The sequence below is a fragment of the Pseudomonas sp. Pseusp49 genome, from assembly GCF_059491875.1.
Genome location: NZ_CP168514.1, coordinates 6,490,741 through 6,516,102, shown reverse-complemented (window position 1 = coordinate 6,516,102; position 25,362 = coordinate 6,490,741). Strand labels below are relative to the sequence as shown.

23 protein-coding genes are annotated in these 25,362 nt (G+C 60.3%); 15 read left to right on the top strand and 8 right to left on the bottom strand.

Going from position 1 to position 25,362, the window contains the following annotated elements:
• Positions 1-1,083, top strand: a complete 1,083-nt coding sequence (gene gcvT, locus ACEN83_RS29155; protein ID WP_116579698.1) for a glycine cleavage system aminomethyltransferase GcvT — start codon at positions 1-3, stop codon at positions 1,081-1,083.
• Positions 1,084-1,132: 49 nt separating this feature from the next.
• A complete protein-coding gene (gcvH, locus tag ACEN83_RS29150) occupies positions 1,133-1,516 on the top strand; it encodes a glycine cleavage system protein GcvH (RefSeq protein ID WP_429395034.1) in 384 nt (127 codons plus the stop codon).
• 105 nt (positions 1,517-1,621) lie between these two features.
• Here the strand turns inward: gcvH and ACEN83_RS29145 are convergent, their stop codons facing one another.
• On the bottom strand, positions 1,622-2,761 hold the full coding sequence (locus ACEN83_RS29145; RefSeq protein ID WP_495579042.1) for a DegT/DnrJ/EryC1/StrS family aminotransferase: 1,140 nt from the start codon (positions 2,759-2,761) through the stop codon (positions 1,622-1,624).
• A 154-nt stretch (positions 2,762-2,915) separates the two neighbouring features.
• Here ACEN83_RS29145 and gcvP point away from each other — a divergent pair, with 154 nt between their 5' ends.
• A complete protein-coding gene (gene gcvP / locus ACEN83_RS29140; protein WP_495579041.1) occupies positions 2,916-5,789 on the top strand; it encodes an aminomethyl-transferring glycine dehydrogenase in 2,874 nt (957 codons plus the stop codon).
• A gap of 135 nt (positions 5,790-5,924) precedes the next feature.
• On the opposite strand, the gene ACEN83_RS29135 is transcribed toward gcvP, so the two are convergent.
• The 5 genes from ACEN83_RS29135 to ACEN83_RS29115 form a co-directional block, all read right to left on the bottom strand.
• Complete coding sequence (locus tag ACEN83_RS29135; protein WP_007978921.1) at positions 5,925-6,242, bottom strand: DUF2388 domain-containing protein; 318 nt, start codon at positions 6,240-6,242, stop codon at positions 5,925-5,927.
• A 68-nt stretch (positions 6,243-6,310) separates the two neighbouring features.
• The gene (locus ACEN83_RS29130) at positions 6,311-6,760 is read right to left on the bottom strand and encodes an NfeD family protein (RefSeq protein WP_116579694.1); all 450 of its coding nucleotides are present in this window, start codon (positions 6,758-6,760) and stop codon (positions 6,311-6,313) included.
• Between the two features lie 8 nt (positions 6,761-6,768).
• On the bottom strand, positions 6,769-7,689 hold the full coding sequence (locus tag ACEN83_RS29125; RefSeq protein WP_116579693.1) for an SPFH domain-containing protein: 921 nt from the start codon (positions 7,687-7,689) through the stop codon (positions 6,769-6,771).
• A gap of 84 nt (positions 7,690-7,773) precedes the next feature.
• Positions 7,774-9,558, bottom strand: coding sequence for a type IV pilus assembly ATPase TfpB (gene tfpB / locus ACEN83_RS29120; RefSeq protein ID WP_495579040.1), 1,785 nt, complete (start codon positions 9,556-9,558; stop codon positions 7,774-7,776).
• 90 nt (positions 9,559-9,648) lie between these two features.
• Entirely contained in the window at positions 9,649-9,987 is a 339-nt protein-coding gene (locus tag ACEN83_RS29115) for an ACT-like domain-containing protein (RefSeq protein ID WP_495579039.1), read from the bottom strand.
• 126 nt (positions 9,988-10,113) lie between these two features.
• On the opposite strand from ACEN83_RS29115, the gene ACEN83_RS29110 reads away from it, so the two are divergent.
• Positions 10,114-10,584 (top strand): Lrp/AsnC family transcriptional regulator, encoded by a 471-nt coding sequence (locus ACEN83_RS29110; protein WP_007993158.1) that lies wholly within the window; start codon positions 10,114-10,116, stop codon positions 10,582-10,584.
• Between the two features lie 67 nt (positions 10,585-10,651).
• Here the strand turns inward: ACEN83_RS29110 and ACEN83_RS29105 are convergent, their stop codons facing one another.
• A complete protein-coding gene (locus ACEN83_RS29105; RefSeq protein ID WP_090452052.1) occupies positions 10,652-12,019 on the bottom strand; it encodes a CYTH domain-containing protein in 1,368 nt (455 codons plus the stop codon).
• Between the two features lie 157 nt (positions 12,020-12,176).
• Here ACEN83_RS29105 and argE point away from each other — a divergent pair, with 157 nt between their 5' ends.
• Both argE and argA read left to right on the top strand, forming a co-directional pair.
• Entirely contained in the window at positions 12,177-13,346 is a 1,170-nt protein-coding gene (gene argE, locus ACEN83_RS29100; protein ID WP_495579038.1) for an acetylornithine deacetylase, read from the top strand.
• A gap of 259 nt (positions 13,347-13,605) precedes the next feature.
• Positions 13,606-14,904 (top strand): amino-acid N-acetyltransferase, encoded by a 1,299-nt coding sequence (argA, locus tag ACEN83_RS29095; protein ID WP_007978929.1) that lies wholly within the window; start codon positions 13,606-13,608, stop codon positions 14,902-14,904.
• Positions 14,905-14,996: 92 nt separating this feature from the next.
• On the opposite strand, the gene tauA is transcribed toward argA, so the two are convergent.
• On the bottom strand, positions 14,997-15,980 hold the full coding sequence (gene tauA / locus ACEN83_RS29090; RefSeq protein WP_495580919.1) for a taurine ABC transporter substrate-binding protein: 984 nt from the start codon (positions 15,978-15,980) through the stop codon (positions 14,997-14,999).
• A gap of 371 nt (positions 15,981-16,351) precedes the next feature.
• Between tauA and ACEN83_RS29085 the strand changes: the two genes are divergently transcribed.
• The 9 genes from ACEN83_RS29085 to ACEN83_RS29045 all read left to right on the top strand — a co-directional run bounded on the left by ACEN83_RS29085 (position 16,352) and on the right by ACEN83_RS29045 (position 25,316).
• Positions 16,352-17,692 (top strand): OprD family outer membrane porin, encoded by a 1,341-nt coding sequence (locus ACEN83_RS29085; protein WP_495579037.1) that lies wholly within the window; start codon positions 16,352-16,354, stop codon positions 17,690-17,692.
• Between the two features lie 412 nt (positions 17,693-18,104).
• Complete coding sequence (locus ACEN83_RS29080) at positions 18,105-19,445, top strand: OprD family porin (protein WP_495579036.1); 1,341 nt, start codon at positions 18,105-18,107, stop codon at positions 19,443-19,445.
• A 291-nt stretch (positions 19,446-19,736) separates the two neighbouring features.
• The gene (locus ACEN83_RS29075) at positions 19,737-20,375 is read left to right on the top strand and encodes a peroxiredoxin (RefSeq protein WP_015097285.1); all 639 of its coding nucleotides are present in this window, start codon (positions 19,737-19,739) and stop codon (positions 20,373-20,375) included.
• A 257-nt stretch (positions 20,376-20,632) separates the two neighbouring features.
• Positions 20,633-21,226, top strand: coding sequence for an NADPH-dependent FMN reductase (gene ssuE / locus ACEN83_RS29070; RefSeq protein WP_007976342.1), 594 nt, complete (start codon positions 20,633-20,635; stop codon positions 21,224-21,226).
• A gap of 106 nt (positions 21,227-21,332) precedes the next feature.
• Positions 21,333-22,298 carry a sulfonate ABC transporter substrate-binding protein gene (locus ACEN83_RS29065; RefSeq protein WP_495579035.1) on the top strand — a complete coding sequence of 322 codons (966 nt, stop codon included), beginning with the start codon at positions 21,333-21,335 and terminating at the stop codon, positions 22,296-22,298.
• A gap of 25 nt (positions 22,299-22,323) precedes the next feature.
• Positions 22,324-23,472 carry an FMNH2-dependent alkanesulfonate monooxygenase gene (gene ssuD / locus ACEN83_RS29060; protein WP_007976345.1) on the top strand — a complete coding sequence of 383 codons (1,149 nt, stop codon included), beginning with the start codon at positions 22,324-22,326 and terminating at the stop codon, positions 23,470-23,472.
• A 9-nt stretch (positions 23,473-23,481) separates the two neighbouring features.
• Complete coding sequence (gene ssuC, locus ACEN83_RS29055; RefSeq protein WP_495579034.1) at positions 23,482-24,264, top strand: aliphatic sulfonate ABC transporter permease SsuC; 783 nt, start codon at positions 23,482-23,484, stop codon at positions 24,262-24,264.
• Positions 24,261-25,067, top strand: a complete 807-nt coding sequence (ssuB, locus tag ACEN83_RS29050) for an aliphatic sulfonates ABC transporter ATP-binding protein (RefSeq protein ID WP_495579033.1) — start codon at positions 24,261-24,263, stop codon at positions 25,065-25,067. The genes ssuC and ssuB overlap by 4 nt, the downstream gene beginning before the upstream one ends.
• A 33-nt stretch (positions 25,068-25,100) precedes the next feature.
• The gene (locus ACEN83_RS29045) at positions 25,101-25,316 is read left to right on the top strand and encodes a TOBE domain-containing protein (RefSeq protein WP_007967989.1); all 216 of its coding nucleotides are present in this window, start codon (positions 25,101-25,103) and stop codon (positions 25,314-25,316) included.
• Positions 25,317-25,362 lie beyond the last annotated feature (46 nt).

Sequence of the window (25,362 nt, the reverse complement as noted above, 5' to 3'; positions counted from 1 at the left end):
ATGGGACAGCGTACGCCTCTGTATGACCTTCATCTCGCGCTCGGCGCAAAGATGGTCGATTTTGGCGGTTGGGACATGCCTCTGCATTATGGATCGCAGGTCGAGGAACACCATCAGGTGCGCCGCGATTGCGGTGTCTTCGATGTATCCCACATGACCGTTATCGACGTCGACGGCTCCCAGGCCAAAGCCTGGCTTCAGCATTTGCTGGCCAACGATGTCGAACGCCTGCACAGCCCCGGCCGTGCGTTGTACAGCACCATGCTCAACGAGCAGGGCGGTATCGTCGACGACATGATCGTCTACCGTCTCGACGAGGGCTATCGCCTGGTGGTCAACGCCTCCACCCGCGATCAGGACATGGCCTGGATGCAAGCGCATCTCGACGGTTTCGACGTGCAGCTTCGCGAGCGTTCCGAGTTGGCGATGCTGGCCATCCAGGGTCCTCACGCCCGACAAAAAATTGCCGAGCTGGTCAACCAGTCCCGCGGCAACCTGATCCAGCTCCTCAAGCCCTTCGAAGGCCTGCCCGATGGCGACTGGTTCATCGCGCGCACCGGGTATACCGGCGAAGATGGCCTGGAAATCATTCTGCCGGCGGATCAGGCGCCCGGGTTCTTCAACGATCTGGTCGGCGCCGGGATTTCCCCCATCGGTCTTGGCGCGCGGGATACCTTGCGGGTCGAAGCCGGCATGAACCTTTACGGCCAGGATATCCAGCAGGATGTTTCACCCTTGGCCTCCAATATGGCCTGGACCATCGCCTGGGAACCTGCCACCCGGCAGTTCATCGGGCGCAAGGCCCTGGAAGCCGAGCAAGCCGCTGGTGTACAGCACAAACTGGTCGGTCTGGTCCTTGAGGAACGCGGTGTTTTACGCGCTCATCAGGTGGTCCGCATCGCCGATGTTGGCGAAGGGGAGATCACCAGTGGTAGTTTCTCTCCTACGCTTAGCAAGTCGATAGCACTGGCGCGTGTGCCGATGGCAACTGCCGACCGCGCTGAAGTGGAAATTCGTGGCAAGTGGTACCCGGTCCGGGTGGTCAAACCGACCTTCGTACGCCACGGCAAAACCTTGATCTAATCTTTTCCAGCGGTTAACGACCGCTGACAATTTCCTGAGGACACAGAACATGAGCAATATCCCTGCCGACCTGCGTTTTGCCGAAAGTCACGAATGGGCACGTCTGGAAGCCGATGGCACCGTCACCGTGGGCATCAGCGATCACGCGCAGGAAGCGCTGGGTGATGTGGTGTTCGTCGAACTGACCGAAGTCGGCAACGTGTTTGCTGCCGGTGATCAGTCGGGTGTCGTTGAATCGGTTAAAGCCGCTTCCGATATCTACTCCCCGATTGCCGGTGAAGTGATCGCGGTCAACGAAGCGCTGAGTGCTGAGCCTGAGCTGCTCAACTCCGATCCGTACGGCGCTTGGATCTTCAAGCTCAAGCCAAGCAACCCGGCCGAGTTGGAAAAACTGCTGGATGCCGCCGGCTACAAGGCTGCCATCGGCGAGTAATGCTCGCCCCTGTAGGAGCTGCCGCAGGCTGCGATCTTTTGATGTTGTTTTTAAAAAATCAAAGTCAAAAGATCGCAGCCTGCGGCAGCTCCTACAAAGGCCGAGTCAAGACCGCAAGACTGCTTTCACCGCCGCCACCGAACGCTCGACATCGGCTTTGCTCATCGCGGTGAACATCGGCAGCGAGACAATCAGCCGACCGACCCGCTCGGCAACCGGGAACATGCCCTCCTTGAATCCGCGCTCGCGGTAAAGGCTCAACAGGTGAATCGGCGGGTAGTGATAGCCAATCCCGACACCCAAAGCCTGCATCTGCTCCATGAAAGTCGCCCGTGGCGGTTTGCCATCCGTACGTTCCGGCAATACCAGCTGGAACAAATGCCAGTTGCTGTGGGTGAAATCTGCCGGAGGCAGTTGCGCACCGTATTGCGCTTCGAAATCTTGGCCAAGGCAGGCAAAATAATGCCGGGCCAGCTCACGGCGATGAGCGGTGATGGCTTCGATATGAGCAAATTGCCCCAGGCCAATGGCCGCGGCGACGTCGGTCATGTTGAATTTGCCACCCAGCACGTCGACGTCCAGGCCGTCGAAGCCGTTGCGGGTAACGCCCTGCAGCCGGTATTTCTCTGCCAGTCGCACTTCTTCGGGCGTACTCAGCACCAGGCAACCGCCTTCTGAGGAGGTGACATTCTTGTTCGCCTGGAAACTGAAGGACACGAAATCACCGGTCGAGCCAATGCGCTGGCCGTTCCAGCTGGAGCCCAATGCCTGGGCCGCATCCTCGACGATCCGCAGGCTGTGCTTCTTCGCCAGTGCGTACAGGCGCGTCATGTCCACGGGCAGTCCGGCGAGGTACACCGGGATGATGGCCTTGGTGCGTGGAGTGATCGCCGCTTCCAGTTGATCCAGATCGATATTGCGCGTCACCGGGTCGATGTCGGCAAACACCGGGGTGGCGCCGACCTCCAGGATGACGTTGGCGGTGGCCACCCAGGAAATCGGCGTGGTGATCACTTCATCGCCCGGCCCGATCCCGGCAATACGCAAGGCGATTTCCATGGTGCAGGTGCCGGAATTGAAGGTGCGCACCGGGCGCCCGCCCAAATACTCCGAAAGTTGCGCTTCGAAGGCCTGGACCTTGGGGCCGCTGGTAATCCAGCCCGAGCGTAAAACGTCACCGACAGCGGCGATCGTGGCTTCATCGATGGTGGGTTTGGAAAACGGCAGGAACGGCAGTTGGCTCATGGATACGGTCACCCGATCAGCGGACATTAAAGAGGCGCCGGACATGATGAGCCGGATTGGCCGACGACGCCACGCCATCCACGCGGAGATCGACTGCTATGCTGGTTTGACCGTGTTGCATCGACGCTGAGCGCCAGTCAAGAGAGAGCCCGTCATGTCCCAGTTGCCGTCCCTGAGCCAGTTACACGACCCCAATGCCTTTCTGCGCCGCCACCTGGGACCCGATGCCGCCGAGCAACAGGCGATGCTCGACAGCCTCGGTCTGGGTAGCCGGGTCGAATTGATCGAGCAAACGGTGCCGCCGGGCATCCGCCTCAACCGGGCGCTGGACCTGCCCCCGGCGCTCGATGAAGAGGCTGCGCTGGCCAAGCTGCGTGGTTATGCCGAGCAGAACCAGGTCTGGACCAGCCTGATCGGCATGGGCTACCACGGAACCCTCACGCCAGCGGTCATTCTGCGTAACGTGCTGGAAAATCCCGGCTGGTACACCGCGTACACACCCTATCAACCGGAGATCGCCCAAGGGCGGCTCGAAGCGCTGTTGAACTTCCAGCAATTGACCATCGACCTGACCGGCCTGGAATTGGCCAACGCCTCGCTGCTCGATGAGGCCACCGCCGCGGCGGAAGCGATGGCCCTGGCCAAGCGGGTCGCCAAGTCGAAAAGCAATCTGTTCTTTGTCGACGAAAACTGCCACCCGCAAACCATTTCCGTGGTGCAGACCCGTGCCGAAGGTTTCGGCTTCGAGCTGATCGTCGATGCTGTGGATAACTTGAAGCAGCACCAGGTGTTCGGTGCGCTGCTGCAATACCCTGACACCCACGGCGAGATCCACGACCTGCGGCCACTGATCGATCACTTGCATGCCCAACAGGCCCTGGCCTGTGTCGCCACGGATTTGCTGAGCCTGTTGTTGCTGACCCCGCCGGGTGAGCTGGGCGCCGATGTGGTGTTCGGCTCGTCCCAGCGATTTGGCGTGCCCATGGGCTACGGCGGGCCGCATGCGGCATTTTTTGCCAGCCGTGATGAATACAAACGGGCGATTCCCGGGCGGATCATCGGTGTTTCCAAAGATGCGCGGGGCAACACCGCCCTGCGCATGGCCCTGCAAACCCGCGAGCAACACATCCGCCGGGAGAAGGCCAACTCCAACATCTGCACGGCACAGGTGCTGCTGGCCAATATCGCCAGCTTCTATGCGGTCTACCACGGCCCGGAAGGGCTCAAGCGGATCGCCCAGCGGGTTCACCGGCTGACCTGCATCCTGGCCGCCGGGCTTGAGCGCAAGGGCATCACCCGGGTCAACCGGCACTTCTTCGATACCCTGACGCTGGAAGTCGGCGGAACCCAGACCGCGATCATCGAAAGTGCCCGGGCCGCGCAGATCAACCTGCGCATTCTCGGGCGCGGCCAACTGGGCTTGAGCCTCGACGAGGCATGCGACGAAACCACCGTGGCGAAGCTGTTCGACGTGTTTCTGGGGGCCGATCACGGGCTCGGTATCGAGGACCTGGATGCCGAAGTCCTGCCTGGCGGAATTCCCCAAGGGTTGCTGCGAACTTCACCTTATCTGCGTCATCCGGTGTTCAGCGCCCATCACAGCGAAACCGAGATGCTGCGCTACCTCAAGCAACTGGAAAACAAGGACCTGGCGCTCAATCAATCGATGATCCCGCTGGGCTCCTGCACCATGAAGCTCAACGCCACCAGCGAGATGATCCCGATCACCTGGCCGCAGTTCGCCAACCTGCACCCGTTCGTGCCGAAAGAGCAGGCCGCCGGGTACGGGCTGATGATCGAGGAGCTGGAGCGCTGGCTGTGCGCGATCACCGGTTTCGATGCCATCTGCATGCAGCCCAACTCCGGTGCCCAAGGCGAGTACGCCGGGCTTCTGGCGATCCGCAAATACCATGAGAGCCGGCAACAGGGCGGCCGCGATATCTGCCTGATTCCTTCGTCGGCGCACGGCACCAATCCCGCGTCGGCGCAAATGGCCGGGATGCGCGTGGTGATCGTCGAGTGTGACGAGGCGGGCAACGTCGACCTGGATGACCTCAAGGAAAAAGCCGCACAGGCCGCCGACAAGCTCGCCTGCCTGATGGCGACCTATCCTTCGACCCATGGCGTGTATGAGGAAGGCATCAGCGAAATCTGTGAAGTGATCCACCATCACGGCGGTCAGGTGTACATGGATGGCGCCAACCTCAACGCCCAGGTCGGGCTGGCGCGGCCGGCGGATATTGGCGCCGATGTCTCGCACATGAACCTGCACAAGACCTTCTGCATTCCCCATGGCGGCGGCGGTCCGGGCATGGGGCCGATTGGTGTTCGGGCACATCTGGCGCCGTTCGTGGCCAACCATCCGGTGGTGCCGATCGACGGGCCGCAGCCGCAAAATGGCGCCGTCAGCGCGGCGCCCTGGGGCAGCGCAAGCATTCTGCCGATCAGTTGGATGTACATTGCCATGATGGGGCCGCAACTGGCGGACGCCAGCGAAGTGGCGATCCTGGCTGCGAATTACCTGGCGCGACATTTGTCCGGTGCCTTTCCGGTGCTGTACACCGGGCGCAACGAACGGGTGGCTCACGAATGCATCCTCGACCTGCGACCGCTCAAGGCATTGACCGGCATCACCGAAGAGGACGTCGCCAAGCGCCTGATGGACTACGGCTTCCATGCCCCGACCATGTCGTTCCCGGTGCCGGGGACGCTGATGGTCGAACCGACCGAAAGTGAATCGAAGGCGGAGCTGGACAGGTTTATTGGCGCAATGCTGAGCATCCGCGCGGAAATCAACGAGGTGCAGAACGGTAATTGGCCGGCAGAGGAAAACCCGTTGAAAGGTGCGCCGCATACGCTGGCCGATATCACCGGCGTGTGGGCGCGGCCGTACAGCATCGAGCAAGCCGTCACGCCGGACGCGCATACCAAGGCGCACAAATACTGGCCGGTGGTGAACCGGGTGGACAATGTGTATGGGGATCGGAACCTGTTTTGTGCGTGTGTGCCGGTCGACGACTACCGCTGACCTCCCAGGCAATACATAACCCCTGTGGGAGCGAGCAAGCCCGCTCCCACAGGGAGGCTCGGTGAACATGGGAAATGTGTTCGCCGGGCAAAAAAAATGCCGCTCATGTGAGCGGCATTTTTTCATTCGCAACGCTTATTCAGACGCCACGGCATTCTTCGCCAGGATCGCATTCGCCAACTCCATGTCCGTGGCTTGCAGGCCCGGGTTGTCGGCGCGGACTTTCTGCATGGCTGCTTCCAGGTACGGACCGCGGATGCTGCCGTCGCTGGCGACGAAGCTGCTGGCGTCGTCCTGGGCCGCGACGACCAGCTTGTGATCCTTGGATGTCAGATAGCTCGAACCGGTGGTTGCACCGGACGTAAGAACGTTACGCCAAAAAGTATCGGCCATCGCCGAACCGACAGGCAGGGACAACAGCGCGACGGTAGCGACAGCAAGTTTGAAACGCATGACAGGGTGACTCCACTGGGTTGACTACGCGGTTGGATTGCCAACCCCCAGTCGAGTTCCGTGGCCGCCTATTCCGTCGTTTCGACCAGCAGGATCGCGCCTTGCTGGCCGACCACCCGCACGCGGCTGCCAATGGCAGCGTCCGGCCCGCGGGCCATCCACACGCCGTCGGCCACCTTGATTTTGCCGCGACCGTCGACAATCGCTTCATGCACCACGAAGGTCTTGCCGATCAGTTCCTGACCACGCAGGTTCAGGTGCGGCTGATCGCTCAGGCGAGTCGCCGTGCGCTGACGCCGCCACCAGTACAACGCGGTGGCGATCGACAGCAGGCCGAACAACAGGAACTGCCATTCCCACGACAGGCCCGGCAGGAGGAAGGTCAGAACGCCCACGGCAGCCGCTGCCATACCGATCCACAGCAGGTAGCCGCCGGCGCCGAACACTTCAAGAATCAACAGCACCGTGCCCAGCGCCAACCAGTCCCAGAACGAAAGATGCTGCAGAAATGCCCACATGGCGGGCCTCAGGCTTTCTTGTTATCGAAAGTGGCTTTGACGATTTCGCCAATGCCGCCCACCGCGCCGATCATCGAACTGGCCTCCAGCGGCATCAGGATCACTTTGCTGTTGTTGGCCGAAGCCAACTTGCCCAGCGCATCGATGTACTTTTGCGCCACGAAGTAATTGACCGCTTGTACGTTGCCACTGGCGATGGCTTCGGACACCACTTTGGTCGCCTGGGCTTCCGCCTCGGCTTGCCGCTCCCGGGCTTCGGACTCCAGGAAGGCGGCCTGTCGGCTGCCTTCGGCTTCGAGGATCTGCGCCTGCTTCTTGCCTTCGGCGGTCAGGATCGCTGCGGCACGCAGGCCTTCGGCCTCGAGGATCTGTGCACGCTTGATCCGTTCGGCTTTCATCTGCCCACTCATCGCCGCCATCAGGTCGGCGGGTGGGCTGATGTCCTTGATCTCGATCCGGGTGATCTTGATGCCCCACGGCGCGGTCGCTTCATCGACGGTGCGCAGCAGTTTTTCGTTGATGCCGTCGCGCTGGCTGAGCATGGCGTCGAGCTCCATCGAGCCGAGCACCGTGCGGATGTTGGTTTGCAACAGGTTACGGATGGCGTGCTCGAGGTTGTTGACCTCGTAGGCGGCCTGGGCCGTGTTGACCACCTGGAAGAAGCACACGGCGTCAATTTGCACCGTGGCGTTGTCGGCGGTGATGACTTCCTGCGGCGGAATATCCAGTACGCTTTCCATCACATTCATCTTGCGCCCGATGCGGTCCATCACCGGAACGATGACGTTCAGTCCCGGCTTGAGCGTGTTGGTGTAGCGCCCGAAACGCTCGACGGTCCATTCAAAACCCTGGGGCACGACCTTGAAGCCCATGAACAGAATGGCGACCACCAGGCCGACAAAAAGCAAAAGCACACTACCGATCTGCATAACGATTCCTTGTTGATGTGTGGATCTGTGGAGTTGCAATCGCTGGAGTGTAGCGGTGACGATGGCGGATAAGAACAGCAGGGCTCAGTTCTGCTCGCTCTGGGGCGTCACGCGCAGAACCTCCTCGATGGTCGTCAGCCCGGCGGCGACCTTTTGCGCCCCCGACAGCCGCAGGCTGCGCATGCCCTCCTTGAATGCCTGGCGTCGCACGGCCAGCAGATCGGTATCGGGACTGATCAACGCCTTGATGCCATCGCTGAGTTGCATGATTTCGTAGACCCCGGCACGGCCGCGATAACCGGTGTCGCGACATTCCACGCAACCGACGGCACGCTGGGCATTGCCTGGCAGCGGGGCCTGCCAGGGGCGGGTCAGGGTTTGCCAGTCATCTTCGCCCAGCGTCAGCGGTGCCTTGCAGTGTGGGCACAGGGTTCGCACCAGTCGCTGGGCCATGACGCCAAGCACCGTGGCCTTGATCAGGTAATGCGGCACGCCGAGTTCCAGCAGGCGGCTGATGGCGCCGGGCGCATCGTTGGTGTGCAGGGTCGACAGCACCAGGTGCCCGGTGAGCGCCGCCTGGATCGCCATCTCCGCGGTTTCGAGGTCGCGGATCTCGCCGATCATGATGATGTCCGGGTCTTGTCGCATCAGCGCACGCACGCCAGCGGCGAAGGTCAGGTCGATGTTGTGCTGGACCTGCATCTGGTTGAAGGCCGGCTCGACCATTTCAATCGGGTCTTCGATGGTGCAGAGGTTGACCTCCGGCGTCGCCAGTTTTTTCAGGGTGGTGTAGAGGGTGGTGGTCTTGCCCGACCCCGTCGGCCCGGTGACGAGGATGATGCCGTGGGGCTGGCGGGTCATGTCCTGCCAGCGGCGCAGGTCGTCGCTGGAGAAACCGAGTTGGTCGAAGTCCTTGAGCAGGACGTCCGGGTCGAAGATCCGCATGACCATTTTTTCGCCGAAGGCGGTGGGCAGTGTCGACAAGCGCAGTTCAACTTCGCCGCCGTCCGGGGTCTTGGTTTTCACCCGGCCGTCCTGGGGTTTGCGTTTCTCCGCGACGTTCATGCGCCCCAGGGTTTTCAGGCGACTGACGATGGCCATGGTGACCTGGGGCGGGAATTGATAGACGTTGTGCAGCACGCCGTCGATGCGAAAGCGCACCGTGCCTTGCTCGCGACGGGGCTCGATGTGGATGTCGCTGGCGCGTTGCTGGAACGCGTACTGGAACAGCCAGTCGACGATGTTGACGATGTGTGCGTCGTTGGCGTCCGGCTCCTGGTCGCTGGCGCCGAGGTTGAGCAACTGTTCGAAATTGCCGAGGGTACTGACGTGCGGGTCGGCACTGTTGGCCCCGGTGACCGATTTGGCCAGGCGGAAAAATTCGACGCTGAAGCGCTGGATGTCCACCGGGTTGGCCACCACGCGCTTGATTGGCAATTTGAGCACGTGGGTCAGGTCAGCCTCCCAGCCGCTGACATAAGGCTGGGCGCTGGCCACGGTCACCGCATCACGGTCGATCGCTACCGCGAGAATCTTGTGACGCTGGGCGAAGGCGTAGGACATCAGCGGGGTCACGGCCGCGACGTTGATTTTCAACGGATCGATACGCAGATAAGGCTGTCCGGCCTGCCGGGACAGCCACAGGGTCAGGCTTTCCAGGTCCAGCAGTTTGCCGGGGCGGCTGAGGTCGCCCAACTGTTGGCTGGCGATGAACTCCAGCGGATGCATTTGGCCATGGGTGGCGTTGCGGCGGCGGGCATTGAGCGCGTGTTCGGCCGAATCCTGGCTGATAAAGCCCTGCGCGACCAGTTCGCGCAGCACATCATTGAGATCCAGCCAGCGGTCCTGAAAGGCGAGTTGTACGGACATGCGGGCTCCTTTTGAACGACAGTGCGCAAAGGATAGCCGTGGCCCGGCTGACCGCTGGGCCACTACCCGACGAAGCCGTTTCGGCGTTTTTCAGCCCGCCGCCTGTACCGTTTCGGCCCAGGCAGAGTCAGCTGCTTGCAGCTCTACCGAGCAGACGCAGATCAGGTTACGAAGTTTTTCCGCTATCACTTGCGCGCGGTGCCAGCTCAAACCGTCGATGACGATCTCGATGGTCAGCCAGTCTTCCTGGCGCTGCACGTTGACCTGTTCCGGTGTGAGCAATTGCAAGGCGAACAGATTGAGGGCGCGGCACAGCAGGTCCGGTTCGGCCTCGGCCAGCATTTGATAGTGAACACGGCAATGGGCATTGCTGACGTTCCAGACATCGGCGCGGGCAGGAGGGGTGTTCACGGCTTCGAGATACGGCATGGTCAGGCTCCAGAATTGCTGGAGAAATATTTACATCCTGTGCCGGGTATTTCTTCTCTATGATTGGCCAAATGGCAGGAAAGCAGACTTAATTAATTCACATATTTAGAGATCAAAGGTTTTTTTATGCAGAGCGAACTGGACAGCTACGACCGCAAGATCCTCGCCTTGCTGCAAGAGGACGCTTCGCTCTCCAGCGCGCAGATCGCCGAGCAGGTGGGGCTCTCGCAATCGCCTTGCTGGCGGCGGATTCAGCGCATGAAAGAGGAGGGCATCATTCGCGGCCAGGTGACCTTGCTCGACCGCAAGAAAATCGGCCTGAACACGCAGATCTTCGCGGAGGTGAAACTCAATGCCCACGGGCGTTCGAACTTCACCGAATTCACCGAGGCGATTCGCGGCTTTCCGGAGGTGCTGGAGTGTTACGTGCTGATGGGGGCGGTGGATTTTCTGCTGCGGATTGTCACGGCGGACATCGAGGCGTACGAGCGCTTCTTCTTCGAGAAGCTGTCGATGGTGCCGGGGATTCAGGAGGTCAACTCGATCGTGGCGTTGTCGGAGATCAAGTCGACGACGAGTTTGCCGGTAGTGCGTTAAAGCAAAAGATCGCAGCCTGCGGCAGCTCCTACAGGAACTGGCACAACCTGCGATCTTTTTGGCGGTATTACAGACGCAGCAACATTTTCCAGGCACGGTTCTGATACACCGCAATCGCCTGTTGCTTGCGCGCATCCAGGACTTCGTCGGTGATCGATTCGTTGGCCAGTTGCGCCAGTTTGTTCAGCTCGCCGTACAGGCGATCCATTTCCGGGATCTCCAGCACGTTACGCGCATGGTGCAGCCAGACCTGGATGCGTTCGATGCGCGGCAGTTGTTCGGCCAGGTCTTCCGGCTGTTGCTGGTAACGCTGCAGTTGCAACGAAGTGGCTTCTTCGCCCAGCAGGCGCGGCAACCAGCTGCCCAGTTGCGCAGCGCCCTGGCGATTGCCACGGGTGTTGCGGTCGGCAGCCCAGGTGCGGGCCAGCAGCCAGCGCGAGGTGGTCAGGGAGAACAGGCCCCAGCGCGGGTCTTCGAGCTCTTCAAGGAACTGCTCGGGCGCGGCTTTGCGCACGTCTTCATCGTCCAGGCCGGCCTGGACCAGCGGGCGCCAGTCTTCCAGCAAGGCATCAAGGGCGATGCGCAGATCGTGAGTGGATTGACGGGGTGCGGCTTGACCCAGGCTGCTGATCAGCGCGCGCATTTCGGCCAGGCACTCGACCCAGTCCTGCAGCAGGCGCCAGTGACCGTTGAAGCGATATTGCTCGGCCAGGCGCTGGCTGCTGCCGAGCAAGTGCCAGCTCAGCGCGGCGAACGCGTCGTCCAGCGGCGTTTCGGCCGTGATCTGCGGCGCCGGCAGGCTCAATGAGTAGCTGTGGGCGTCGTACAGGCGATAACCGCGCTCGGCCTTGCTGATATCGCAGGGCATCAGCGCCAGTTTCTCGGCCAGCTCGGCGGCCAGCTCCAGCAATGCGGCCGGCTCGCCTTCACGCAACTCCAGCTCCAGCTCGCAGATTTCTTCTTTCTGCTTGCCGACCACGACGTGGCCAAGGTCCAGGGCGGCTTCGATGACCACTTTGGTCTTGCCGCGGCCCCAGGCGATTTCCGCGCGCTCGCGGACGAAGTCGGTGGTGAAGATCGGCTTCAGGGTTTTCTTGTCCAGTTCGGCCAGTTCCTCGGGCCAGCATTCGCCGTCGAGTTTCTTCAGGTCGAGCTTGGCTTTGGGCAGGTTCCAGTCGTATTCGTTACGCACCGACAGGCCGGCGACGCTCTGGCCGCGGGTCTTGAGGGTCTGGATCACTTCTTCGCCATCCTTGCGCAGGCGCAGGGCGACTTTGGCCTGGGCCAGGTCGCGCTCTGGGGTGTCGAAGTATTGATTCATCAACTCACGGCGTTCCCAGCCACTTTTGTTGCGTTTTTTCAGTAAGGGGTGCTCGCGCAGGGCGGCGAGGGTTTCGCGGCTGACGCGGAGTTTGATTTCGGTTTCTTTCTGCATGGCCGGAAAATCCAGGATCGGGAGCGCAGCCGGGGGAATGTGTGGCTGCCAAGGTCGTGCAGTGTACAGGACTCAAGGTTAGTACGCGCCGAGACGGTTTATTCCTGTCATCGGTTGGTTCTATGATGAACCTCAATTCGGGTGCCGGGAGTCAGCGATGCCATTGCCGTCGATGAAAGAACAGTTCGCTGCGCTGATCGCCGCGCCGTCCGTCAGTTGCACCCAACCCAGACTCGATCAAAGCAACCGCCCGGTCATCGATCTGCTGGCGACGTGGCTCGGAGAGCTGGGTTTTACCTGCGAGATCCAGCAGGTCAACCCCGGCAAGTTCAACCTGCTGGCCAGTTTCGGTTCCGGCCCCGGCGGCCTGGTGCTGGCTGGGCACAGTGACACCGTGCCGTTCGATGGTGCGTTGTGGCAAACCGACCCGCTGAAACTGACGGAAGTCGACGGTCGTTGGGTCGGCCTGGGCAGTTGCGACATGAAGGGCTTTTTCGCCCTGGCGATCGAGGCGGTCATACCGCTGCTCGATCAGCCGTTCAAACAGCCGTTGCTGATTCTCGCCACCTGCGATGAAGAAAGCTCGATGTCCGGTGCCCGCGCGCTGGCCGAAGCGGGGCGGCCGCTGGGGCGGGCGGCGGTGATCGGCGAGCCGACCGGGCTCAAGCCGATCCGCATGCACAAAGGCATCATGATGGAGCGCATCGACATCCTCGGGCAGAGCGGTCACTCTTCCGACCCGCGCCTGGGCCACAGCGCCCTGGAGGCCATGCACGATGCCATCGGCGAACTGCGTGGCCTGCGCTTGTTATGGCAGCGTGAATTCCGCAATCCACAGTTTGGCGTGCCGACCCCAACGATGAACTTCGGCTGCATCCATGGCGGCGACAATCCCAATCGTATCTGCGGCCAGTGTTCGCTGGAATTCGATTTGCGACCGCTGCCCGGCATGGACCCCAAGGTCCTGCGTGCCGAGATCCTGCAGAAGCTCAAGCCGGTTGCCGAGCGGCATCAGGTCAAGATCGATTACGCGCCGTTGTTCCCCGACGTGCCGTCATTCGAGCAGGCCGAGGACGCCGAGCTGGTGCGCATTGCCGAAAAGCTTACCGGTCATAGCGCCGAAGCAGTGGCGTTCGGCACCGAAGCACCTTATCTTCAGCGCCTTGGCTGTGAAACGCTGGTGCTTGGCCCGGGTGATATCGCTTGTGCCCATCAGCCGGGGGAATACCTCGAAATGTCACGTTTGCAGCCTACGGTGCATCTATTAAGGCAGCTGATCGAACACTATTGCCTGACACCGGCCAAAACTGCGGTGCCAACCACTTGAACGCAACACTTGTAGGAGCTGCCGAAGGCTGCGATCTTTTGATCTTGATTCTAAAACCAAAGATCAAAAGATCGCCCGAGCGCGGACCGAGCCTTCGGCAGCTCCTACAGGGGGGCGCGATTAAATTGCCAGTTTCCAAACCCGTATTCATGAGGAGAGCGCGCGTGTCGCCAAGCCTGTTCCGACGATAACCATCAGCCCGCTGTGCGTTTTCAGTTTCGCCCTTTTTTCGGCTGCTATTTATTACAGGCCCAGGTTCATGCCCGAATACGTCAATTGGCTTCGTCACGCTTCGCCTTACATCAACGCTCACCGCGATTGCACCTTTGTCGTCATGCTGCCCGGCGACGGCGTTGAACACCCGAACTTCGGCAATATCGTCCACGACCTGGTGCTGTTGCACAGCCTGGGCGTGCGCCTGGTGCTGGTTCACGGTTCCCGACCGCAAATCGAGGCGCGCCTCGCGGCCCGTGGCCTGACCCCGCATTACCATCACGGCATGCGTATCACTGATGCCGCGACCCTGGAGTGCGTGATCGACGCGGTCGGCCAGTTGCGCATTGCCATTGAGGCTCGCCTGTCGATGGACATGGCTTCGTCGCCCATGCAGGGCTCGCGCCTGCGGGTGGCCAGCGGCAACCTGGTGACGGCACGGCCGATCGGCGTGCTTGAAGGCGTCGACTATCACCACACCGGCGAAGTGCGCCGGGTCGACCGCAAGGGCATCAACCGTTTGCTGGATGAGCGCTCCATCGTGCTGTTGTCGCCGCTGGGCTATTCACCGACCGGTGAAATTTTCAACCTGGCCTGCGAAGACGTCGCCACCCGCGCGGCCATCGACCTGGGCGCGGACAAGTTGCTGCTGTTTGGCGCCGACCTGGGCCTGATCGACGAACACGGGCGCCTGGTGCGCGAACTGCGTCCGCAGCAAGTGCCGGCGCATCTGCAACGGTTGGGCAGCAACTATCAGGCAGAATTGTTGGATGCCGCTGCCGAAGCTTGCCGTGGCGGCGTGGCCCGCAGCCATATCGTCAGTTACGCCGAAGACGGTGCTTTGCTGACCGAGCTGTTCACTCGCGACGGTGGCGGCACCCTTGTGGCCCAGGAACAGTTCGAAGTGGTACGCGAAGCGGCCATTGAAGACGTCGGTGGTTTGCTGGATTTGATCAGTCCGCTGGAAGAGCAGGGAATTCTGGTGCGCCGTTCCCGCGAGGTGCTGGAGCGCGAAATCGAGCAGTTCAGTGTGGTTGAGCGCGAAGGCATGATCATCGCCTGTGCTGCGCTGTATCAGATCGCCGATTCGGACGCGGGCGAACTCGCGTGTCTGGCGGTGAACCCGGAGTACCGCCATGGCGGTCGCGGTGATGAGCTGCTGGAGCGTATTGAAACCCGCGCGCGGGCTCAGGGATTGAAAACCTTGTTCGTCCTCACCACCCGCACCGCGCACTGGTTCCGCGAGCGTGGTTTCGAACCCAGCAGCGTCGACCGGCTGCCGTCGGCGCGGGCGTCGCTGTACAACTATCAGCGTAATTCGAAGATCTTCGAAAAGGCCCTTTGAGGTTGTAGGCGCTGCCGCAGGCTGCGATCTTTTGATCTTGAAAAGCAAAATCAAAAGATCGCAGCCTGCGGCAGCTCCTACAGGAACCTTGTTTACTCCTGGACAAACTTCGCGCTGACATACGGCGAATAGTCCGGTAGCACCGTCTCCACCTTCCCTTGCTCCTTCAGGAATTTCGCCGTCTCGCCAATGGCCTTGGCCGTGCCGCCATCCAGCAGCGCGCTGCCCTGTTGCGCCTTGGTATCCGGGAATGCGGAACCGGCCAGTAACTCCGGCACGTCGGCGGCGTTGGCACCGGTCAGTTTGGCGATTTTCTGGACGGGCGCCGAATCAACGGTCCATTGGTCCTTATGGGCGGCATAGTCGGCGAACGAATCCAGGGTGACCTTGGCGAATTTGGCTACCACCTCCGGGTGCTTCTCTGCGTAATCCTTGCGCGCTACCCAGACCTCAAAGGTTGGCGCGCCCCATTGGCCGACCTGCGCAGCGTCGGTCAGGGTCTTGCCGGTCTTGCGGATTTCCCCCAGGGCGGGCGACCAGACAAACGCGCCGTCAATATCGCCGCGCTTCCAGGCAGCGGCAATTTCTGCTGGCTGCAGGTTCACCACTTTGACTTTCGAGCCGTCCAGGCCCCAGTGCTTCAGCGCACCGAGCAGGCTGTAGTGGGAGGTTGAAACGAAAGGCGTGGCGATGGTCTTTCCGATCAGATCTTGCGGTTTTTCGATGCCGCTGCCGTTGCGCACCACCAGCGCTTCGGCGGCATTGATCTGGGCCGAGACGATGAACGCGACGATCGGCAGGTTGCGCGAAGCCGCAGCGGCCAGCGGACTGGAGCCGAGATTGCCGATTTGCACATCGCCCGACGCAATCGCCGTGACCACTTCCGGGCCGCTGTTGAAGCGCCGCCAGTCGATGGGCTGGCCGATGGTTTTTTCATAAAGACCATCAGCCTGGGGGACTTTGCTGGGGTCGATTCCGGTTTGATAACCGACGGTGAGGTTCGCCGCCTGAGCGGTGAAGGAAAATGCGAGCGATACACAAACTGTAACAATTGATCCGGATAGTGCGCGTTTGATCGTCATGGGGCCGCCTTTCGGTAAAGGATTTGTTTCCGAATTGCGTCAAAAACTAAACGATCTAAAAAAGTAAAAATAAATACCGATTAGGAATTAGCTTATGGTCCAAACCCTCTATTCTGGGGTAATTGGCGAGCGGGGGAGCTAAATTCCTAAACGGTATTAGAAAAGAATCGAGTAATTCTTTTCAGGTTCATGACGAATTCATGACCCTGCAGGGACCAAAAAACCGGGGGTTAGACTATGGTCGTAGACACATATGGTTACGATTGACTTATGGGTCACGGTCTGGCGCTAATCGCGCATCTTAGGATTTCGGGCGACGACTCGAGACCAGGAATACAAGAATTAGAATCGAGAGGAGCTTCACAATGAACAAGTCCACCTTGGCTTTGGCCGTGGCCGTAGGGGTAGTTGCGCAGCAGGCAGGCGCCGCAGGTTTCCTGGAAGACAGCAAGGCTTCCATCAGCTCTCGCACCATGTATTACGACGCCGATATGCGTGAAGGTCCGAGTACCGCTGCCAACCGTCAGCGCGAAACCGCCGAGGGTCTCAAGTTCGATTACCTGTCCGGTTTCACCCAGGGTACGGTAGGTTTTGGTATCGACGCCCAGGCTCTGGTGGGTATCCACCTGGATGGCGGCAAGGGGCATCACCCGACCGGTAACGCCAACTCGTTCTTCCCGAGCGATGGCGATAAGTCGGCCGACGAATGGAGCCGTCTGGATGGCAACGTCAAGGCTCGCTTCTCGAAGACTGAAGCCCACCTGGGTGGCGCTCTGGCACCTAACCTGCCAATCCTGATCGCGAACGACAGCCGTCTGCTGCCGCAGACCTTTGAAGGTGGCACCATCTCCTCCAAAGAAATCGACAACGTGACCTTCAACTTTGGTCAGCTGGAGCACGCGTCGGGTCGCGCCTCCTCGAACTCCACTGGCCTGTCTGTGGCTGGCGCTACTCAGGACAGCAACAAGTTCCTCTACGGCGGTGCTGACTGGAAGGTCACCAAAGACCTCACGCTGCAGTACTACTATGCGAACCTGGAAGACTTCTACAAGCAGAACTTCCTCGGCCTGGTGCACGTCTACCCGATCGCGGCCAATCAGTCGTTCAAGACCGATATCCGTTATTTCGACAGCAGCTCCGATGGCAAGAACGGCGACGCCGGCTATCAATTCAACAACAACAATGGCTTTGCCAAAGAAAAGGGCGTGGTCGATAACAAGACCTGGAGCGCCATGTTCACCTATACCCTGGGTGGCCACGCGTTCCTGCTCGGGCATCAGCGTGTCAACGATGACGGCGGCTTTGTGTTCTTGAACCAGGGCAGCCTTATCGATGATAAGGGTCGTCAGGAAGGTGCCGGCGGCGCCAGCTTCTACTCGTTTACCGATGCCACGGTTGGCAGCTTTATCCGTGCCGGTGAAAACACCACCTTCGGTCAGTACTCCTATGACTTCGCCTCCCTGGGTGTACCAGGGTTGAAAGCTTCGATTGGTTACTTGAATGGCCAGGACATCAAGGCTACCAACGGTGTTGGTAAAGACCTGAGCGAGCACGAGACTGACGCGCGTGTGGACTACGTGATTCAAACCGGTGCACTGAAAGGGTTTAGTACGACGCTGCGTCACGGTACCTACCGTGGCAACACCAGCACCCTTGATCAAGACCAGACCCGTCTGATCTTCAACTACACCTACAGCTTCATGTAAGGGCTGCAAGAAAAAGCCCCGTCTGTTGGCGGGGCTTTTTTTCGTGTCGAGCTTTATATTCCAAAAACAAAGATGCTATTTCTTTTTTATTCTTTTTAGTTTTTTAACGCGCACACTAAAGTGCGCCTGTCCGCCACTCATCCCTGAGATCGGATTTGGCAGTTTCGTCCCTCGACAATTGATCAGGTTCAGGAATCGGCCTTGCCGCCGATACCTCGGTTCTGCCGTGGAATTCCATATTCCACAATGCTATTAAAAAAGTTTAAAAAATTCTTTTTGGCTTTAAGGCCATGTATCCTGCGGCCCGCCAAACGACCGACCTAGACGGTTTGCCGCGAATTTATGCATTCAGGATCCCGGGCAATCGATTCGGGACCAGGAACATCAGAACTAGAAACGAGAGGAGCGAAACATGAACAAGTCCACCTTGGCCATGGCTGTGGCCGTCGGGGTATTGGCCCAGCAGGCAAACGCCGCGGGTTTCATCGAAGACAGCAAGGCAACGTTGGGGCTGCGTAACTTCTATATCAACACCGACTACCGCGACGGTACCGGTCCGAACAAAAACGAAGAGTGGGGCCAAGGCTTCGATCTGCGTTTCATCTCCGGTTACACCCAAGGCACCGTCGGTTTCGGTATCGATGCGATCGGCCTGTTGGGCGTCAAGCTGGATTCGGGCGGCGGCACCAACGGCGCCACGGCGACCTCTTACGGTGGCACGGTTTTCCCGAGCAAATCCAATGGCGAGGCGGTAGATGATTTCTCCAGCCTGGGCCTCACCGCCAAAGCCAAGGTTTCCCAGACTGAATTGAAGCTGGGCACCCTGCAGCCGAAAAACCCGGTAATCGTGACCAACGATGGTCGCCTGCTGCCGCAGACCTGGCAGGGTGGCCAGATCACTTCCGCCGAGATCAAGGACCTGTCGCTGGTCGGTGGTCAGATCGAAGCCGTTAAAGGCCGTAACTCCAGCAACAACGATCAAATGTCGATTTCCGGTGCGAACACTCGCGGTACCAAGTTCCGCGACAGCAACAAGTTCATCTATGCCGGCGGCGACTACAAGATCACCAAGGACCTGACGGCCCAGTACTACTACGGCAAGCTGGAAGAGTTCTACAAGCAGCACTTCCTGGGTCTGGTTCACAACTGGGCAATCGGCCCGGGCGTGTTGAAGTCGGATTTCCGTTATTTCAACAGCTCTGATGATGGTGCCAACGGTCACGACCCGCTGTACTACACCACTGGCAATTACAACGCGCCAAACGGTAAAGGCAAGGTCGACAACAACCTGTACAGCGGCCTGTTCCTGTATTCGGTTGCCGGTCATACCTTCGGTGGCGGTTACCAGGTCAGCAACGGCAGCAGCGACTTCCCTTGGCTGAACCAGGGTGACGGTTCGTCGAACTACACCATCACCGATTCGCAAATCCAGAAGTTCGGCCGTGCCGGCGAGAAAACCTGGCAAGTACGTTACTCGTTCGACTTCGCCAAGGTCGGCGTACCTGGCCTGACCGCGGGTCTGGTGTACCTGCACGGCGACAGCATCGATACCGTCAACGCCAAGGGTGGCCAGGCGGCCAACGGTGCTTCCGAGTGGGAGCGTGACCTGAGTGTTGCCTACGTGGTGCAGGAAGGTCCGTTGAAGAACCTGGGCCTGGCGTGGAAAAACGCTACCTGGCGCACCGACCTGCCGAACACCCGTTCGCAGGACGAAAACCGCTTGATCGTCAGCTACTCGATCCCGCTGTTGTAATAGCGCTCGCGTAACCGATGCAAAAAAGCCCCGCCCGGTATTGCACCGGGCGGGGCTTTTACATGTTCAGGACGGGTTCACCCCCGTAATCCCGTCCTGAAGTTCCCTCTTTGCAGCAACTCAAGGCCTTCTCGAACCTCGGGTCCGATGTTCGGCGGGTTGCGCGTGCACGTCCAGTGAACAGATCTTTAATATTTCTTAATGATCTAAATAAATCGATATTTATTCTTTTTAATAGATAAAAAACACAGGCACAGTTGAACCCATCAAGCACTCACAAGGAGCAGCACCATGGGTCTCAGACTTGGCGATATCGCCCCCGATTTCGAACAGAACTCCAGCGCCGGCATCATCCGTTTCCACCAGTGGCTGGGTGATAGCTGGGGCGTGCTGTTTTCCCATCCGGCGGATTTCACGCCGGTATGCACCACCGAACTGGGTTTTACCGCCAGGCTCAAGGATGAGTTCGCGGCACGCGGTGTCAAGGCTATCGCACTGTCCGTAGACCCTGTGGAGTCGCATCACAGATGGATCGAGGACATCAACGAGACGCAGAGTACCGTGGTCAACTTTCCGATCCTGGATGACGCCGACCGCAAGGTCTCGGACCTCTACGACCTGATCCATCCCAACGCCAACGACACCCTGACCGTGCGTTCGCTGTTCGTGATCGATCCGAACAAAAAGGTTCGGTTGACGATTACCTACCCGGCGAGCACCGGGCGCAATTTCAATGAAATCCTGCGGGTGATCGACTCGCTGCAACTTACCGACAACTACAAGGTGGCCACGCCGGCCAACTGGCAGGACGGTGATGAAGTGGTGATCGTGCCGTCGCTCAAGGATGAAGAGGAAATCAAACAGCGTTTTCCCAAAGGCTATCGGGCAGTCAAGCCTTACCTGCGCCTGACGCCACAGCCGAACCGTTGAAGATCAAAAGATCGCCGCCAATCCCTGTAGGAGCTGCCGCAGGCTGCGATCTTTCCAGGGCACCCACAGAGCAGGGGATTTCAGGCCGTTTCGACGGCCTTTTTTTTTGCCCGAATGAAGTCGATTTGTATATCTCTATAATGCATAACCAAATGAATAAATATGATTTATGGATATATGAATCAGCTGTTAAGGTCACTCCATCGAAGCGAGATCGCAAACCGCGAATCGCCAACACCGCTCAAGGAATCGTCTGAATGTTGGTCGTCTCACTCGGAGGCAGTCCCAGTCAGCGCTCCCGTTCCGGGGTGCTGCTGGACCGCTCCAGGAGTTGGTTGCAAGAACAGGGCGTGGAGGTGGTGAGTTATCAGGTACGGGACTTCCCGGCCGAAGACTTGCTGCATGCACGTTTCGACAGCCCGAAGGTCATTGACCTGCTGCAACAGATTGAAAACGCCGATGGCCTGCTGATCGCTACGCCGGTGTACAAGGCTTCGTTCTCCGGCGCATTGAAAACCGTGCTGGATCTGCTGCCCGAACGCGCCCTGAGCCACAAGGTGGTGTTGCCGATGGCAACCGGCGGCAGCATCGCCCACATGCTGGCGGTGGACTACGCGCTCAAGCCTGTGCTGTCGGCGTTGAAAGCCCAGGAAATGCTCCACGGGATTTTCGCCGTCGACAGCCAGATCGCTTACGGCGAAGGCAGCGCCCTGGCGCAGTTGGCGCCGGAGCTGGAGCAACGGCTGAATGAATCGCTGGAGCTGTTTCTCAGCGCCATGGCACGACGGCCCAAGCCGCTCGATCCGAACCTGTTGAATGAACGTTTGTTGAGTGCTCGCTGGAGCATATGAGCTCCACTGAACATTAGCCCCACCCGAAAATTGAAGTACTGGCCTTACTCGCCCGCCAACGGGCAAGCAGGTGCAGCCAAAACCCAACTGCAAAAAGGAGAGCGCCATGCGCCCTGTCATTTTGCGTCGTGGTCTGGTCGCTCTGTTTGCTGCGGCTGTCACCTTCGGCGCCATTACTCAAGCCCAGGCCGAGACGCTACGGATCGGTTATCAGAAATACGGCACCCTGGTGCTGCTCAAAGCCAAGGGCACCCTGGAAAAGCGCCTCGCCACCCAAGGCGTTGACGTGCAATGGACTGAATTCCCCGGTGGCCCGCAGCTGCTTGAAGGCTTGAACGTCGGCTCCATCGACTTCGGCGTTACCGGCGAAACCCCTCCCGTGTTCGCTCAAGCGGCCGGCGCCGATCTGCTTTACGTCGCCTACGAACCGCCAGCGCCGCACAGTGAGGCGATCCTGGTGCCGAAGGACTCGCCGATCAAGTCGGTGGCAGAGCTCAAGGGCAAGAAGGTCGTGCTCAACAAGGGCTCCAACGTGCACTACCTGCTGGTGCGTGCACTGGAAGACGCCGGCCTCAAATACACCGACATCCAGACCGTCTTCCTGCCGCCCGCCGATGCGCGCGCTGCGTTCGAGCGTGGCAGTGTCGACGCCTGGGTCATCTGGGACCCGTACCAGGCCGCCGCCGAACAACAGTTGCAAGCGCGCACCCTGCGCGATGGCCAGGGCATCGTCGACAACCATCAGTTCTACCTGGCGACCAAACCCTACGCGCAAAAAAATCCCGAGGTGATCAAGACTCTGGTGGAAGAAGTGCGCGCGGTCGGCGAGTGGTCCAGGGCCAATCCTGAAGACGTGACCCAGCAAGTCTCGCCACTGCTCGGCCTGTCGGCAGACATCACCCGCACTTCGGTGAAACGCCAGGGCTACGGCGCGTTGTTCCTGACCCCGGAAGTGGTCGCGGCGCAGCAGAAAATCGCCGACACCTTCTACCAGCTCAAGCTGATTCCAAAGCAATTGAGCATCAAGGACGTGATCTGGACGCCGCCGGCCGCCGTTGCGAAAGCCCAATAATTCGATCCCCCAAGGAGACCACTCCATGAGCCTCAATATCTTCTGGTTCCTGCCTACCCACGGCGACGGCCATTACCTTGGCACCGCCGAAGGCGCACGCGCCGTTGACCACGGCTACCTGCAACAAGTCGCGCAAGCGGCGGACCGACTGGGTTTCGGCGGCGTGCTGATTCCCACCGGCCGCTCCTGCGAAGATTCGTGGTTGGTGGCGGCGTCGCTGATTCCAGTGACCCAGCGCTTGAAGTTTCTGGTTGCCCTGCGCCCCGGGATCATTTCCCCGACGGTGGCGGCGCGTCAGGCCGCGACCCTGGATCGGCTGTCCGGCGGTCGTGCGCTGTTCAACCTGGTGACGGGCGGTGATCCGGAGGAGTTGGCCGGCGATGGTCTGTTCCTCAGCCACGAAGAACGCTACCAGGCTTCCGTGGAGTTCACCCGTATCTGGCGCCGCGTGCTGGAAGGCGAAACCGTTGATTACGACGGCCAGCACATCAGCGTGAAGGGCGCGAAACTGCTCTATCCACCGATCCAGCAGCCGCGCCCGCCGCTGTACTTCGGCGGCTCTTCGGATGCCGCGCAAGACCTGGCTGCCGAACAGGTGGAAATGGTTCTGACCTGGGGTGAGCCGCCGGCCGCCGTGGCGGAAAAAATCGAACAGGTCCGCGCCAAGGCCGCGAAGCTCGGGCGCACCGTGCGCTTCGGTATTCGCCTGCACGTGATTGTGCGTGAAACCAACGAAGAGGCCTGGAAAGCCGCGGATCGGCTGATCTCCCATCTCGACGACGACACCATCGCTCGGGCCCAGGCATCGCTGGCGCGCTTCGATTCGGTCGGTCAGCAGCGCATGGCCGCATTGCATGGCGGCAACCGCGACAACCTGGAAGTCAGCCCGAACCTGTGGGCCGGTGTCGGCCTGGTGCGTGGCGGTGCCGGTACGGCGCTGGTGGGCGATGGCCCGACTGTGGCCGCCCGCGTGAAGGAGTACGCGGACCTCGGCATCGACACTTTTATTTTCTCCGGCTATCCCCACCTGGAAGAGTCGTACCGAGTCGCCGAACTGCTGTTCCCGCACCTCGATGTCGAGCGGCCTGAACTGCCGAAAAGTGCGGGCTACGTGAGTCCGTTCGGCGAGATGGTCGCCAACGACATTCTGCCCAAAGCCGCGTCCCAGAGCTGAGGCGCGGTCATGAAGAAAATCATCCACAGTCTCGCGCCCTGGGCGTTGCCGGTGTTGTTGCTGGCGGTGTGGCAGTTGAGTGTGTCGGCGGGCTGGTTGTCGACACGGATTCTGCCGGCGCCGGTTGCAGTGATCGAAGCTGGCGTGAGCCTGGTGCGCAGCGGCGAAATCTGGACGCACCTGGCGATCAGTGGCTGGCGTGCCGCGCTGGGCTTCACCATCGGTGGCGGCATCGGTTTGACCTTGGGTTTCATTACTGGCCTGTCGAAGTGGGGTGAGCGACTGCTCGACAGTTCGGTGCAGATGATCCGCAACGTGCCACACCTGGCGCTGATTCCGCTGGTGATCCTGTGGTTCGGCATCGACGAGTCGGCAAAAATTTTCCTGGTGGCGCTGGGCACGCTGTTCCCGATTTACCTCAACACCTATCACGGCATCCGCAACGTCGACCCGGCGCTGGTGGAGATGGCGCGCAGCTATGGCCTGACCGGCTTCAGCCTGTTCTGGCAGGTGATCCTGCCGGGGGCACTGCCTTCGATTCTGGTTGGCGTGCGCTTCGCCCTGGGCTTCATGTGGCTGACGTTGATCGTCGCGGAAACCATCTCCGCCAGTTCCGGTATCGGTTATCTGGCGATGAATGCCCGGGAGTTCTTGCAGACCGACGTGGTGGTGCTGGCGATTCTGCTGTACGCGGTGCTCGGCAAACTGGCCGACTTCGCGGCCCGTGGACTTGAGCGTGTGTGGCTGCGCTGGCACCCGGCGTATCAGGTAGCCAAGGGAGGTGCGACATGATCGCGGAACAACCTCCACGCCTGCTGCGCGGCATTCCGCTGGCGGTGCGCAAGCTGCAAAAAACCTTTGGCGCGCGGCAGGTGCTGCGCGAGATCGACCTGCACATTCCGGCGGGCCAGTTTGTCGCCGTGGTGGGGCGTAGCGGTTGCGGCAAAAGCACCTTGCTGCGATTGCTCGCCGGCCTCGATCAGCCGACTGGCGGTGAATTGCTCGCTGGTGCCGCGCCATTGAGTGACGCGCGGGAAGACACGCGGCTGATGTTCCAGGAAGCGCGTTTGTTGCCGTGGAAAAAGATCATCGACAACGTCGGTCTGGGCCTCAAGGGTAACTGGCGGCCCCAAGCGCTTGAAGCCTTGGACGCGGTGGGCCTGGCCGACCGCGCCAACGAGTGGCCGGCAGCGTTGTCCGGTGGACAGAAGCAACGCGTGGCGTTGGCCCGTGCGTTGATTCATCAGCCGCGCCTGCTGTTGCTCGACGAACCCCTGGGTGCGCTGGATGCCCTGACCCGAATTGAAATGCAGCAACTGATCGAACGGCTCTGGCAGCAGCACGGCTTCACGGTGTTGTTGGTGACCCATGACGTCAGTGAAGCGGTGGCGATTGCCGATCGGGTGATCCTGATCGAAGACGGCGAAGTCGGCCTCGACCTGCACGTGGAACTGCCGCGCCCTCGAGTGCGCGGCTCCCATCGGCTGGCGGCGCTGGAAACCGAAGTCCTCAATCGCGTGCTGGCGCTGCCCGGCCAGCCACCGGAGCCGGAACCTGTTTCACCCTTGCCTACGCAATTGCGCTGGGCTCAATAACTCAAGTCTTACCCAACGACAGGAATCAACATCATGACTATCAAGGCCATCAACGTTCGCAACCAGTTCAAAGGCTCCATCAAGGAAATCGTCCTCGGCGACGTGCTGTCGGAAATCGACGTGCAGACCGCTTCCGGCATCGTCACCTCGGTGATCACCACGCGCTCGGTGAAAGAGCTGGAGCTGGCGGTGGGCAGTGAAGTGATCGCGTTTGTGAAATCCACCGAGGTGTCGATCGCCAAGTTGTGATCGCGTGCGGTACAAGCAACCCCGGAGGGTTTGAGCCCTTCGGGGT

Excerpts from the sequence above, each read along its gene's own strand:
- ACEN83_RS29065 (WP_495579035.1), top strand. The coding sequence starts at position 21,333 with ATGCGCCCTGTCATTTTGCGTCGTGGTCTGGTCGCTCTGTTTGCTGCG.
- ACEN83_RS29085 (WP_495579037.1), top strand. The coding sequence starts at position 16,352 with ATGAACAAGTCCACCTTGGCTTTGGCCGTGGCCGTAGGGGTAGTTGCG.
- gcvT (WP_116579698.1), top strand. The coding sequence starts at position 1 with ATGGGACAGCGTACGCCTCTGTATGACCTTCATCTCGCGCTCGGCGCA.
- ACEN83_RS29125 (WP_116579693.1), bottom strand. The coding sequence starts at position 7,689 with ATGCAGATCGGTAGTGTGCTTTTGCTTTTTGTCGGCCTGGTGGTCGCC.
- ACEN83_RS29045 (WP_007967989.1), top strand. The coding sequence starts at position 25,101 with ATGACTATCAAGGCCATCAACGTTCGCAACCAGTTCAAAGGCTCCATC.
- argA (WP_007978929.1), top strand. The coding sequence starts at position 13,606 with ATGCCCGAATACGTCAATTGGCTTCGTCACGCTTCGCCTTACATCAAC.
- ssuB (WP_495579033.1), top strand. The coding sequence starts at position 24,261 with ATGATCGCGGAACAACCTCCACGCCTGCTGCGCGGCATTCCGCTGGCG.
- ACEN83_RS29135 (WP_007978921.1), bottom strand. The coding sequence starts at position 6,242 with ATGCGTTTCAAACTTGCTGTCGCTACCGTCGCGCTGTTGTCCCTGCCT.
- ACEN83_RS29145 (WP_495579042.1), bottom strand. The coding sequence starts at position 2,761 with ATGAGCCAACTGCCGTTCCTGCCGTTTTCCAAACCCACCATCGATGAA.
- ssuE (WP_007976342.1), top strand. The coding sequence starts at position 20,633 with ATGTTGGTCGTCTCACTCGGAGGCAGTCCCAGTCAGCGCTCCCGTTCC.
- ACEN83_RS29130 (WP_116579694.1), bottom strand. The coding sequence starts at position 6,760 with ATGTGGGCATTTCTGCAGCATCTTTCGTTCTGGGACTGGTTGGCGCTG.
- gcvP (WP_495579041.1), top strand. The coding sequence starts at position 2,916 with ATGTCCCAGTTGCCGTCCCTGAGCCAGTTACACGACCCCAATGCCTTT.
- gcvH (WP_429395034.1), top strand. The coding sequence starts at position 1,133 with ATGAGCAATATCCCTGCCGACCTGCGTTTTGCCGAAAGTCACGAATGG.
- ACEN83_RS29105 (WP_090452052.1), bottom strand. The coding sequence starts at position 12,019 with ATGCAGAAAGAAACCGAAATCAAACTCCGCGTCAGCCGCGAAACCCTC.
- ssuD (WP_007976345.1), top strand. The coding sequence starts at position 22,324 with ATGAGCCTCAATATCTTCTGGTTCCTGCCTACCCACGGCGACGGCCAT.
- ACEN83_RS29110 (WP_007993158.1), top strand. The coding sequence starts at position 10,114 with ATGCAGAGCGAACTGGACAGCTACGACCGCAAGATCCTCGCCTTGCTG.
- argE (WP_495579038.1), top strand. The coding sequence starts at position 12,177 with ATGCCATTGCCGTCGATGAAAGAACAGTTCGCTGCGCTGATCGCCGCG.
- ssuC (WP_495579034.1), top strand. The coding sequence starts at position 23,482 with ATGAAGAAAATCATCCACAGTCTCGCGCCCTGGGCGTTGCCGGTGTTG.
- ACEN83_RS29080 (WP_495579036.1), top strand. The coding sequence starts at position 18,105 with ATGAACAAGTCCACCTTGGCCATGGCTGTGGCCGTCGGGGTATTGGCC.
- ACEN83_RS29115 (WP_495579039.1), bottom strand. The coding sequence starts at position 9,987 with ATGCCGTATCTCGAAGCCGTGAACACCCCTCCTGCCCGCGCCGATGTC.
- tfpB (WP_495579040.1), bottom strand. The coding sequence starts at position 9,558 with ATGTCCGTACAACTCGCCTTTCAGGACCGCTGGCTGGATCTCAATGAT.
- ACEN83_RS29075 (WP_015097285.1), top strand. The coding sequence starts at position 19,737 with ATGGGTCTCAGACTTGGCGATATCGCCCCCGATTTCGAACAGAACTCC.